Below are 13,026 nucleotides of genomic sequence, written 5' to 3' on the forward strand. Positions count from 1 at the left end.
CTTCCGTGGTCTTCGCCCAATCTAACCAGGCTCGACTTCCCTTTGTCCTCCATAGGAGGTCTCTTTTGACGAGGCGGCAGGATTCACTTTATGTTACGGTCTGCTGATTTGCTCGCACTCTCCAAGAGAGTTACTTTGTCACAGGGCTTCAACCTTAGGATTTCTCCACCAGTTGCCTGTCAGCTACCGAGCGTCTTGGCACTTACTCGGGTTGGACTTGCACCAACTAGCAGATAACAGCTTAGCTGGGCACGCTCAAAATAAAAAACGTGTCCTAAAAAGAACACGTTTCTAGAAATTATCTTCTTCTATTTCGATTTCTAAGGAATGTAGGAATATCTAACATATCTTCTTGTGATTGTACATTACTTCTACCTTGTTCTTCCGTAACATCAAAGTTAGAAGATTCTCTTTTCATGGAAACATTCATTTTTGGTTGACCGAATTGAGTTGGTTTCGGTTTCGCCACATCTTCTTTAAATCCTGTAGCGATAACAGTTACAATGATTTCGTCTTTTAAGTCCTCATTTATGACAGAACCAAAAATCATGTTAACTTCTTGGTCAGAAGCAGATGCAACAATATCAGCAGCTTCTTGAACTTCATATAAACTTAAATTAGTTCCACCAGTGATATTCATGAGCACACCTTGGGCACCTTCAATGGATGTTTCAAGTAATGGGCTGGAAATAGCTTTTTTAGCAGCTTCTGCCGCACGATTTTCTCCAGAAGAAATACCGATACCCATTAATGCAGATCCTTTATTTGACATGATTGTTTTTACGTCCGCAAAGTCAAGGTTGATAAGTCCAGGTACGGCAATTAAGTCAGAAATCCCTTGAACTCCTTGACGAAGGACATTATCTGCTTCTCTAAAAGCTTCTAACATTGGGGTACTTTTGTCTACGATTTCTAACAAGCGATCGTTTGGAATGACAATAAGTGTATCAACCGCTTCTTTCATCGCACTAATTCCGCCAGACGCTTGTGTTTGTCTTTTTCTACCTTCAAAAGTAAATGGACGAGTGACAACACCAACGGTCAATGCCCCTAAATCTTTAGCAATTTGTGCGATAACAGGTGCTGCCCCAGTGCCTGTACCGCCTCCCATTCCTGCAGTCACAAATACCATATCCGCACCTTTTAAAACTTCTTCTATCTGTTCCTTACTTTCTTCAGCAGCTTTTTTACCGACTTCAGGATTGGCACCGGCACCTAGACCGCGTGTTAATTTCGCACCAATTTGCATTTTTATTTCAGCTTTTGATAAATTTAAAGCTTGAGCGTCAGTATTAACGGCGATAAATTGAACGCCTTGTACGCCATGTTCAATCATTCGATTAACAGCATTATTTCCACCGCCGCCGACGCCGATAACTTTAATCGTTGCTAATTGATCTAAATTTGTATCAAACTCCAACATGTAAAATCCTCCTAATAAGATATTCCTTCCCAAATGGCTTATTCAAAGAAATAGCCAAGGATTTTTTTCAATGATCTTTTTTCTTTTTGCTGTTTCGTCCCATTGTTTTTCGGCGTCTGTTTTCCAGACCGTTTTTCTTTTGTTTCGGTGAAGACGACAGATGATTCCATCATTCTTCCATTTAATCTAGCATTATTGTAAGCAAATTTAATCGTTCCTACTGCTGTTGTATATTGAGGTTCGCGTACACCAATATAATCTGGAATTGCGATACGAACCCTGTTTTGGAATACTGCTTGTGCTAATTCAAGCACACCTTGCATATTAGCGACACCACCGGTTAAGACAAATCCTCCCGGAACATCGCGAGCTCCTAATTTTCTCAGTTCTTGTAAAACAATTTCAAATAATTCTTCTAATCTAGCTTCAATAATATCTGAGATTTGCTGCTGATTAAATGTTTGTTGCTGATTGCTTCCTATTATCGGTACTGAAAAAGTAATATCTTCTGAGGCGAGATCATAAAAGGCATGTCCATACTTCATTTTAATTTGTTCTGCATCTTCTGTCGTCGTACGAAGTCCAATAGACAAATCTTTCGTAATATGATCCCCGCCTACAGGAATAACTGTAGTTCCTTTGATATGTCCGTCCTCAAAAAACGAAATAGTTGTTGAGCCTCCTCCAATATCAATGAGTGCAGCTCCCAGATTTTTTTCATCTTTAGAAAGAGCGATGGAACCAGCCGCTAATGGTTGTAATACAACATCAACGACCGTTAATCCTGCTTTTTCTATACATCTAAGGATATTATGTAGAACTGTTTTAGAACCAGTAATGATAAGTCCTTCCATTTCTAATCTGACGCCAATCATACCGCGAGGATCATTAATTTCATCAAGACCATCCACAATAAATTGTTTCGGAATGACGTTTATGATTTCCCTTTCCGGAGGAATAGAAACGACTTGAGCCGCATCAATTACCCGTAGTACGTCTTCATCACCAATTTCTCTATTTTCACTTGAAACTGCGACAATGCCGTGGCAATTTTGAATTCCTACAAGGTTGCTGGATATACCGACATAAACTTGCCGTATTTCCATCCCCATCATTCTTTCTGCCTGTTCGACCGCACGTCGAATCGAATGAACCGTTTCATCTATGTCTACAATAGAGCCTTTTTTCAATCCTTTAGACTCAACATTCCCAACACCGATGATATTTAAAGAATCATTCACCATTTCACCAATAATTACCTTCACAGTGGATGTACCGATGTCAAGACTAACATATATATCATTGCTGTTCATTCTTTGGCACCTCCTTTTTCCATTTTATGTGAACAACAATTTATATCAATTTTTCTCACTTGGATGATTACTATTATAGTATACTAATGGATTCGTATAAACGAAAATATCATTACAAATGTAACAGTTATATAAATAAAATATTCGCTTTTATTACATTATTCCCTCTTTATTTCGTCAAAATTTTTACTTTTTTCAGAGGCTGCAGTTAATTTTGTTAATAATATTCTGCGAATAACAGCAATATTTTGAAATAAACGAACACCAAATGCAAATATAGCTGCTAAATATAAGTCTACACCAAGATGTACGCCTAGAAAAGCTAAACTTGCAGCTAATAAAATATTAAAAAAGAAACCAGAAACAAACACTTTTTCATCATAAATATTTTGCAAGTGTGCACGAATCCCCCCGAACAACGTATCTAATGCCGCTAGAACAGCAATTGATAGGTAATTCGAGTATTCTTCTGGAATTCGATAATCTGTTAATAATCCAAGTACAACACCAACAACTAAACCTAAAATGGGAAGCCACATATTAAGTACTTTCTCCTTCTTCTTTTACAGGTTTTAAATTTTTTACATGAATGGAGTTTTCATATGGGGGAATAGTCAACGATTTCACCGGTGGCGAAACATTTACACGTAAATTATCAATAAAAAAGGCCTCGGCTGCTTCAGAAATATTCATGCGATTATATAGTTTTTCTGCAACTTGTAAATTTTCTGTTATAACTTTAATTTCAATTGGGAATTTCCGCAAAGGAAAGCCGTCAATTTTTGTTTCACCTTGAATTTCACGAATAACAGTTGTATGTATAACTCTTTGATCAGCAATTGATATGCTTTTTGCCCCGTACATATTAAGTTCATTAATTAAACGGCTTAATAAATATGGAGTAACAGTAGGAGCATCATGACCAAGAAGCAATTGTTCGTATACAGGCTCTATTTTTAATACAATTCCTGGTCCCTTGACCTCAGTCAAGCCTGCTTCTTCCTTTAATTCTTCTAACGTTTCTAATAAAATTTGCTCCTTATTGCCAATAAGATTGGATTCATATTGATAGATTTTCTCATCAACCGAACGAATTTCTTGTAATAATGTTGTTTGAAGCTCTTGTGCCTTTTTTAAATCTTCCCTTAATTTTAAAATATCCCTCGTATCTCTTACAACGGGTTCTTTTACGGTTTGAAATTGAATAGCGACCATGAAACCAATAAGAATACATACGATAGTTATACTAGCAATGTATCGATTCTTTTCCAAACTCTCACCAAACTTTCATCACAATGATTTACTTAAGAACCGCTTCCTAAAATGGGTTCCATTACGATTTCATCTACTTTTTCTAAAGTAAAAACGACATTATCGCTAACAAGCTGGTCCCTAACGCCGCCATTCATATATAGAGCAGACTCCAATACTTCCGCATCACCGATAGCACGAATCACAAACGGTGCAGCAGATTGATTCCCGTCCACCGTAATGACTGGTCCGTTACAAACAATATAAGAATTCTTTGTGATACGATGTCCGTTAATTGAGATCGCGGATGCACCTGATATAAATAGCTCATTAATTAACTTAAACACATGTTGCTCATGCACAATATAATCATTTAAGTTTTCAACGTCCGCATTAAAATCCGCATCATCTAATGTAACAACGATCCCGCTACCTTTTACTTTCACTTTTCCTAAAAACATCCGTAATTTCTCAACTTCTTTAGCCAATTTAGAATAAGTATTTTCTTCATTCGCCAGTTCTTTTTCAATTTCCATAACTTTTTCTTGCTTTTGAATTAGCTCTTGCTGCAGTTGATTATTGATTTTTTCTTTTTCATTAATTTGATTACGCAACTGATAGTTACGATTCCATTGACTATCAGTTAAAGTAATTTCTGCTCGTTCTTCTTTTGCCAATTGATAAGAGAAAGAGGTTAAAAAACCTAAAACAAGGCAAACAAAGGAGAGAATAACGTGTTTACCTTTCAGTTTCATTTTCATTCTCTTCTTCACCTGCCATTTCATATTCTTTGAAGAAAGTTCCTACTTCTAAATCAATAATCCCTTTTTTTGAAGGATCTAATTGACTAATAATTGAAGGGTAATGTTTCATTTTATCTGCAAGCGTTCTTAAAGTGGCATGAACTTCAAATCCGTCATTCATAAAAATGACAACGCGAAAAGGATCGGTTTTTTTCGGAGCGTAAATAATTTCCGAAATCGAATTTTTTACTTCGAGATTCATTTTGAGAAGTTGAGAGATGGCCTCTTTTAAAGCCTCTCCCTCTTCAAACTTTTTCAAAATCGGCATCGAAATATTAATATTTTCCGTTTTTTCATCTTTAAGTATTTTTCCGTTCTCTAATATAGGATAAAAGTGTTGCTCAATTTCCATTAAAGCAACTGGTTTGTACTCTTTAATTTCAATAGAAATGGAATTTGGTAGAACAATGGATAATGACACATCTTTTATTCCTGGCAATTTCAGAATTTTTCCTTTTATTTTTTCTTTATCTATGCTCCAAATATTGGTATCTTTCGATAGGCCGCTTTTTGAAACAATCATTTCACCGGGAATATATTGATTACCACTAATCATTATTTTTCCGACTTTGCTTAATGGGGATTGAAAATAGGCAACTGCAGCGATAAGTAAGAAAAACAAACTTAAAAGAGTGATCAGGCGTCGATTAGCTCTTCTTTTCCTTTGCTCTTTCAGTTTCGGGATTCGATCTTCAATGGATACGACTTTATTTTTCAATCATATACCCCCTACATAGCTACCCTATCTGTTAAAAACTATCCTTTCATCCTTTATTTTTAATTGATCGTTTAAAGAATACTGTCATTATAACATAAGAAAATCGTTTTATTAGAATAAATCGTTTCTATTTATTTCCTATGATTTCAACTTCAGTTTCCATTTCGATGTTAAACTTTTCTTTAATCACTTTCTTAATATGATTGATTAATGATAATACGTCATTAGCTGTAGCGCCACCTGTATTTACGATGAAATTTCCATGCATTTCTGATATTTTCGCTCCACCAATGGAATATCCTTTTAATCCAGCTTGTTCGATTAATTGTCCGGCATAATGAGGAAGAGGATTTCTAAATATACTTCCGGCGCATGGTGAATCCCATGGTTGTGTCTCTTTTCGATACTCTTTATTTTTTTGCATAACAGCTACAATTTGGTCTTTATCCCCTTTTTTAAGAGCAAATTCAGCTTCAATGACAATACCTGGTCTTTTCGTTTGTAATACAGACGTTCTATAAGAGAATTCCATTTCCTCGTTTGATAACCATTCAATCGTACCGTCTTCAAACAATATTCTAGCTCTCGTTAATATTTTGGAAATATCCGAACCATGGGCACCAGCATTCATATATACAGCTCCCCCAACAGATCCAGGGATGCCGCTAGCAAACTCCAATCCTGATAATCCTTTTCTGCTTATCATTGTTGATAAGGCAACGACCGAATATCCGCCACCTACAATAATTGTTTCTCCATTAATAGTTAAATGGTCTAAACCTTTTCCTAGACGTATAACCACCCCTCGGATCCCTTCATCGGAAACTAATAAGTTTGAACCTCTACCAATAGCTCTCCAAGGGATGTTATGTTTTTTTACAATTTCCATTACTTTTATTAGTTGATCGATCGAAGATGGTTCTACAAATATGTCTGCAGGACCACCAATTTTTATCGTTGTATATTTTTCTAAACGCTCATTTTCTTTTACTTTTCCAACATTGTTGTTTAATAGCTCTTGAATGATGTCTTTCATAATAAACCTCCTCAGTTATGCCGCTTCATAAGTGAAACGGAAAGTTTATATAAACGTTCTCCAGCATCTTGAATTCCGAGTTTTCTAGATGCTTCTTTCATTTCACTTAACTTATCTGTATGATTAATAATCGAATCGATTTCTTTAAGTAATGTTGCTCCTGATAAATCTTTCTCCAATAGCATTTTAGCTGCATTCTTTTCGACAAGGGCTCTTGCATTTTTTTCTTGATGATTATTCGTAACATATGGACTAGGAATAAGAATCGAAGGAACTCCTAAAGAAGTGAGTTCAGCAATAGTTGTTGCACCTGCTCTTGCTACGACTAAATCCATTCCCGAGAGAACGTCAGGCATGTTATGTAAAAAAGGAAAAATTTTCACATTTGGAATCGTTCCTAATTTCTCAACCTCTTTCATCACTTGTTCATAGTGAACTTCTCCGGTAATGTAAAGAATTTGATAATCTCTATTTTTGATAGAAGGTAGCATTTCCAATACTGCTTCATTAATAGGTCTTGCTCCTCTACTTCCACCAAAAATTAGGACCGAATGTTTCTCTTTATCTAATCCAACAGATTCTTTACCTAGAATACCATTTTTTCCTAATACTTCTGAACCTCTTGGGTTTCCGGTCAAGACTACCTTTTCTTTAGGGAAAAAGGTTGCACTTTCCGGGAAAGAAATAGCTACCTTATCCACATATTTACTTAAAAATTTATTGGTTAAACCCGGGATACTATTTTGCTCATGGATAATCGTTGGAATCTTTAGTTTATAAGCTGCATAAACAACAGGACCACAAACGTATCCACCAGTACCGATGACTATATCTGGATTAAATTGTTTTAGTATTTTTTTACTATCTCGAACTCCTTTAATAAACCGTACTACCGTTTTTATATTTTCAAATGATAATTTTCTTTTAAAGCCCGTAATATGAATCGTTTCAAAAGGGATATTTTCTCTCGGTACTATTTTACTTTCTAATCCTTCTTTCGTTCCAATATAAAGAACTTCGCAGTCAGGATGAAGTTTTTTAACTTCTCGAATAAATGATAATGCAGGATATATATGTCCACCGGTTCCTCCACCGCTAATAGCAATTTTCATTACTTTCACCTCTTACCTATATATACGCCAATGATTATGTCCAATGTAATGACATTACTGTAAACAATTCTACTATAAATCTAACGTTTATAATAGGGAAACAAGTACTTCAAACCAAACAATGAAAAAACTAGATATAAAACAAAAGCTAATTTGAATGTAAGGTAGTGTTCAAACCTTTCAGAAAGTCTCAAATAATTCATAAATTGACGACTAAAAAAGCAAAAAATCATCATTTTCCACAATTGGAAAATGATGATATATTTTGTTTTTAACATGACTTAATAACGAGAATATCGACTAATATTTAGCAATACACCGATAGCCATGAGCATTAAGGTGAGTGATGAACCTCCATAACTTAAAAAAGGTAATGTAATTCCCGTAACAGGCATTAAACCTGTGACCACTCCGATATTAATCATCACCTGTATAGCTACCATGGAAATAATCCCGGTTGCTAAAAAACTCCCAAATAAATCTTGGGCACCTAAAGCTACTCGAATTCCTCTCCATAATAATAATGCAAATAAAAGAAGTACAAACGAACCACCGATAAATCCTAATTCTTCTGCTAATATCGCAAAAATAAAATCCGTTTGGGGTTCAGGCAAATAGAAAAACTTTTGTCTACTTTGACCTAAACCTAAACCGAAAAGGCCACCTGGACCAATTGCATAAAGCGATTGTATAATTTGAAACCCGCTATTAAGAGGGTCTTCCCAAGGATCTAAAAACGAAGTAATCCTTTTTATACGATATGGTGCTGATAAAATAAGAGCAATAAATCCAGCTATACCTAATAAACCTAAAAAAACAAAATGTTTAATTCTTGCTCCTGCTACAAAAATCATAACAAGGCAGGTTCCTACCATTACCGTCCCTGTGCCTAAATCAGGTTGTAGCATAATCAAACCAAAAGCAGTGAATACTAATGTTAATGAAGGTAATAGGCCCTTTTTAAAAGAAGTAATATTCTTTTGATAAATGGATAAATATTTTGCAAGAAAAATAATCATCGCAAGCTTCATAAATTCTGACGGTTGTATCGAAAATGCGCCAACACCAATCCAACTTCTAGAACCATTTCGGACTGTTCCAATTCCTGGAATGAGCACGATTAATAACAAGATGAAACAAACAATAATTAACATTTTAGCCCAAGTACGCCATGTCCAATAATCAACATTCATAATAAAAAACATGGCAATAATTCCTACTCCAGCAAATAACATTTGTCGCTTTACAAAGTAAAAGGAATCATCGAATTTGTAATCCGCCCAAACCGCACTAGCACTATAAACCATAATTAATCCTATGGCTAATAAAGAAAGTGTGACTGTAATTAATATGAAGTCAGGTGCAGACTTTTTATTAGGCAAGAGAAACACCCCAAACATTTTATTGAGCCGAAAAAAAGCACGAGAAACTCATGCTTTTTTTTGCTCTGTGAGCCAAGCCCTTATTAAAGCTTATGCACAGCTTCAATAAAAATGTCACCACGAACTTCAAAAGTTTTATATTGATCCCAACTTGCACATGCCGGTGATAATAGGATGACATCTCCTTTTTCAGATAGTGAAAAAGCTAAAGGAACGGCTTTTTCAACATTATCGACACGTTTAATCGTTTCTATTCCTGCCATTGCACCTGCTTTCATTAATTTTTCTGCTGTTTGCCCAAAAGTTATGAGTGCTTTTACATTTTTTAGCGCTGGAATGAATTCGTCGAATTCAACACCTCGATCCAATCCTCCCGCTAGTAATATAACAGGCTCTTTAAAGGAAGATAAAGCCATTTTTGAAGCGAGAATATTAGTCGCTTTTGAATCGTTGTAAAATTTTCTACCGTCCACTTCTTTTACAAATTGGAGACGATGTTTCACCCCCGTAAATGAACTCAAAACAGAACATATAGCTTCGTTAGGAACATTTACTAGTTTAGCCGCACAAATTGCAGCTAAAATATTTTCCAAATTATGGTTCCCTGGTAAAGCAATTTCTTTTTGATGGATGACAGGTTCTCCATTGAAATAAACGATTCCGTCTTTTATACATGCTCCATTATCTAAAAATGTATGGACAGAAAATGGAATTATTGTTGCCCGAGACTGCTTAGCTCTTCTCAAACATTCATCTTGATCATAGTTTACAATAAAATAATCTGTTTCCTCTTGATTTTTCGTAATATTCAACTTTGCCTCAATATATGCTTCTCTATTTCCATGATAGTCTAAATGTGCTTCATATAAATTTGTTAATATAGCAATTTTCGGTTTAAATGATTGAATCCCCATTAATTGAAAGGAGGAAAGTTCAACAACAATTTTATCCGATGGTTTTACCAAAGGGGCTACCTCGGAAACGGGGGTTCCTATGTTCCCAGCAACGTATGAAGGAATTTCCCCCATTTTTAACATTTCATAAATCAATGTTGTCGTTGTAGTTTTACCATTCGTACCAGTAATCGCAATAAATTCAGCTTCACTAACTTTGTAAGCTAACTCTACTTCTGTAATGATCGGTATATTTCTCTTTATCGCTTCTTCAATCATTGGATTTGAATAAGGGATACCAGGATTTTTTACGATTAATTCAAAGCCATCATCTAACAATTCAATCGGGTGGTCACCACAGATCACTTTTATTCCATGTTGAAGCAATGTTTGTGCCTCTACATTCTCATGGATCGGTTTAAAATCGTTAACCGTAACAAAAGCTCCTAGTTTATGTAACAATAAAGCTGCGCTAAATCCGCTTCGTGCCAAACCAAGTACGAGTATTTTTTTATGTTGATAATCAGGTATTTTTTTCAATTAAAACCACACCTCTACGTAAATTCCCAATGCTGCAAATAATAAGCCTGTCGTCCAAAATGTCACCACTACTCGCCACTCGGACCATCCGAGTAATTCATAATGATGATGCAAAGGACTCATTCGAAAAATTCGTTTCCCTGTTAATTTAAACGATGCGACCTGTAATATAACGGATAATGTTTCAATAACAAAAACTCCACCAATAATAATTAAAAGCAGCTCTAATTTTGTCAAGATGGCGATTGCCGCAAATGCTCCACCTAAAGCTAACGATCCGGTATCTCCCATAAATACTTTTGCTGGGTGAGCATTGAACACTAAAAATCCTAAAACAGCTCCCACCGTAGCCACAGCAAAAATTGAAATTTCAAATTGGCTCATATTCCAAGCTAAAATTGCTAAAGCTCCAAAAGCAATGGCTGACGTTCCAGACACCAGCCCGTCTAAACCGTCTGTTAAATTGACGGCATTTGAAAAACCTACTAACCAAAAAATTAACAACAAAATATAAAAAGGACCTAAATCAAACGACATATCTGTAAACGGAATGGCAACTTCCGTTGAAAAACCATAGTGTTTAAACACTAAAAAGAAAACGATTGATATGACTAATTGACCAAATAACTTTTGCTTTGAAGTTAATCCTAAATTTCTTTTCATAACGACTTTTATAAAGTCATCCAAAAATCCTAATAAACCGAATCCCAATAATACAAATAATAGTAAATAAGTTTTCATCGTTGGTTCGGCAAATTTGTTCGTCATGATTAAGGTTGTGACTGTAATGGATAATAAAATCATTAATCCACCCATTGTCGGTGTGCCGGATTTTTTTTGGTGTGATTTTGGTCCTTCTTCACGAATACTTTGTCCAAATTTTAATCTTCTTAGAAAGGGAATAAAAATGGGAGAGGTTAAAACAGTTATTAAAAATCCCATTAATATTGTAAAAATGATCACTTGTTCGAGCACTGTCAGTCCCTCCCTTCATATGCTTCGAGTCATTTTCTAATCTTGTGCTCCAAAAGGTTATTAAATTTTTTGTCCTCTAATAAAAATGGTTACTTTAAGTTTTTTATAGCATTGGATGCTACTAAGCGATCATCAAATGATAATACTTGATCACCAATGATTTGATAAGTTTCATGTCCTTTTCCGGCAATTAAAACGACATCACCTTCGTTCGCATTCTCAATCGCGTAACGGATAGCTTCTTTTCTATCAGGTATGACCTTATATTTTTTCCCTTTTACTCCTTCTTCCATATCTTTAATGATTTGGATTGGATCTTCACTTCTCGGATTATCCGAAGTAAATACTGGATCTGTTGCAAATAAGCAAGCAATCTCTGCCATTTTCGGCCTTTTTGTTTTATCTCTGTCTCCTCCACAACCAACAACGACAAAAATTCGATTTTTTGCAAGTTCTCGTACAGTTTTTAACACATTTTCTAATCCGTCAGGTGTATGTGCATAATCGACTATGACCGGAAACGGCTGATTTTCGTCGACAAGCTCGAATCTTCCCGCAACACCTTTAATGGTGGAAATCGCTTCTTTTATATCCGCTAGTGGTAGTTTTAACAACCATCCAACCGTTGCAGCGGCTAATAAATTATAAATATTAAACAAACCAATTAGTTTCGTTTCAATTCGTACGGTACCTAAAGGTGTAACTAAGTCAAAGCTAGAACCTTTTTGATTCATTTTTATATTTTCAGCTTTAATTTCTGCATCGTTTTTAATACCATATCGAATGACCGGAGCGGCTGTACATTTTGCAAAAAATTCCGAAGCTTCCTCATCGCTATTTAATACAGCAAATTTCTCACTATAACCATTATATGAATTACCTAACTGAGAAAATAACAAGCTTTTTGCTCTTTTATATTCTTCCATCGTTTTATGATAATCTAAATGATCTTGAGTTAAATTTGTAAAAACAGCGATATTAAAATCGGTCCCCCATACTCTTCCTTGATGTAAAGCATGTGACGAAACTTCCATAATAACGGAATCAACCTTTTTATTTACCATATCCTTAAACGTTTTCTGCAACGTTAAACTATCTGGCGTAGTATTTTTGGTTTCAAATGTTTCGTTATCAATTTTTGTATACATGGTGCCGATTAATCCAGTTTTTCTTCCAGCATATCGCAAAATGGCTTCTATAAAATGACTTGTTGAAGTTTTTCCGTTCGTACCCGTCACACCAATCACTGTCATTGAAGTTGAAGGGTGTTGGTAATAGGCAGAAGCTAATATAGCCATCGCTCGTTTTGAATCATTCACGATAATTTGCGGAACGTCTATATCAAGTTCATATTCACAAACAACAGCACTAGCCCCATTATTGACTGCATCTTTGGCAAAAAGATGACCGTCTACATTTTCACCTTTTATACAAAACCATAAACATCCTTCCTTTACTTGCTTATGATTTTGCTCTAAAGCAGTAATGGTAGGATTGCCTTCCCCTATCAACCGATAAAAAGGTAGATAGGATAATAATTGTTGGAGTTGCATTTCTTTCTCTCCTTTATTACAAAAAAT

Annotated in this window: 12 protein-coding genes; all 12 read right to left on the bottom strand. The window is 35.4% G+C overall.

From position 1 onward, the window contains the following. Positions 1–298: 298 nt before the first annotated feature. Positions 299–1,423 carry a cell division protein FtsZ gene (gene ftsZ / locus AC3ASS_RS07030; RefSeq protein ID WP_488282806.1) on the bottom strand — a complete coding sequence of 375 codons (1,125 nt, stop codon included), beginning with the start codon at positions 1,421–1,423 and terminating at the stop codon, positions 299–301. Between the two features lie 38 nt (positions 1,424–1,461). Further along, the gene (ftsA, locus tag AC3ASS_RS07035; protein WP_488282807.1) at positions 1,462–2,736 is read right to left on the bottom strand and encodes a cell division protein FtsA; all 1,275 of its coding nucleotides are present in this window, start codon (positions 2,734–2,736) and stop codon (positions 1,462–1,464) included. Positions 2,737–2,894: 158 nt separating this feature from the next. Further along, positions 2,895–3,275: a small basic family protein gene (locus tag AC3ASS_RS07040; RefSeq protein ID WP_488282808.1), complete on the bottom strand. Its 381-nt coding sequence runs from the start codon at positions 3,273–3,275 to the stop codon at positions 2,895–2,897. Position 3,276: 1 nt separating this feature from the next. Further along, entirely contained in the window at positions 3,277–4,008 is a 732-nt protein-coding gene (locus AC3ASS_RS07045; RefSeq protein ID WP_488282809.1) for a DUF881 domain-containing protein, read from the bottom strand. Positions 4,009–4,040: 32 nt separating this feature from the next. After that, complete coding sequence (locus tag AC3ASS_RS07050) at positions 4,041–4,748, bottom strand: DUF881 domain-containing protein (protein WP_488282810.1); 708 nt, start codon at positions 4,746–4,748, stop codon at positions 4,041–4,043. Beyond that, entirely contained in the window at positions 4,726–5,508 is a 783-nt protein-coding gene (locus AC3ASS_RS07055) for a cell division protein FtsQ/DivIB (protein ID WP_488282811.1), read from the bottom strand. The genes AC3ASS_RS07050 and AC3ASS_RS07055 overlap by 23 nt, the downstream gene beginning before the upstream one ends. 127 nt (positions 5,509–5,635) lie before the next feature. Continuing rightward, on the bottom strand, positions 5,636–6,544 hold the full coding sequence (gene murB, locus AC3ASS_RS07060) for a UDP-N-acetylmuramate dehydrogenase (protein WP_488282812.1): 909 nt from the start codon (positions 6,542–6,544) through the stop codon (positions 5,636–5,638). Positions 6,545–6,555: 11 nt separating this feature from the next. Beyond that, the gene (gene murG, locus AC3ASS_RS07065; protein WP_488282813.1) at positions 6,556–7,656 is read right to left on the bottom strand and encodes an undecaprenyldiphospho-muramoylpentapeptide beta-N-acetylglucosaminyltransferase; all 1,101 of its coding nucleotides are present in this window, start codon (positions 7,654–7,656) and stop codon (positions 6,556–6,558) included. 281 nt (positions 7,657–7,937) lie between these two features. Next, positions 7,938–9,038 (bottom strand): stage V sporulation protein E, encoded by a 1,101-nt coding sequence (spoVE, locus tag AC3ASS_RS07070; RefSeq protein WP_488282814.1) that lies wholly within the window; start codon positions 9,036–9,038, stop codon positions 7,938–7,940. An 83-nt stretch (positions 9,039–9,121) separates the two neighbouring features. Continuing rightward, complete coding sequence (murD, locus tag AC3ASS_RS07075) at positions 9,122–10,471, bottom strand: UDP-N-acetylmuramoyl-L-alanine--D-glutamate ligase (RefSeq protein WP_488282815.1); 1,350 nt, start codon at positions 10,469–10,471, stop codon at positions 9,122–9,124. Beyond that, entirely contained in the window at positions 10,472–11,446 is a 975-nt protein-coding gene (gene mraY, locus AC3ASS_RS07080; RefSeq protein ID WP_488282816.1) for a phospho-N-acetylmuramoyl-pentapeptide-transferase, read from the bottom strand. An 89-nt stretch (positions 11,447–11,535) separates the two neighbouring features. After that, positions 11,536–12,999 carry a UDP-N-acetylmuramoyl-L-alanyl-D-glutamate--2,6-diaminopimelate ligase gene (locus AC3ASS_RS07085; RefSeq protein ID WP_488282817.1) on the bottom strand — a complete coding sequence of 488 codons (1,464 nt, stop codon included), beginning with the start codon at positions 12,997–12,999 and terminating at the stop codon, positions 11,536–11,538. Positions 13,000–13,026: the final 27 nt, after the last annotated feature.

It is taken from the genome of Bacillus sp. JST-5 (assembly GCF_057747715.1).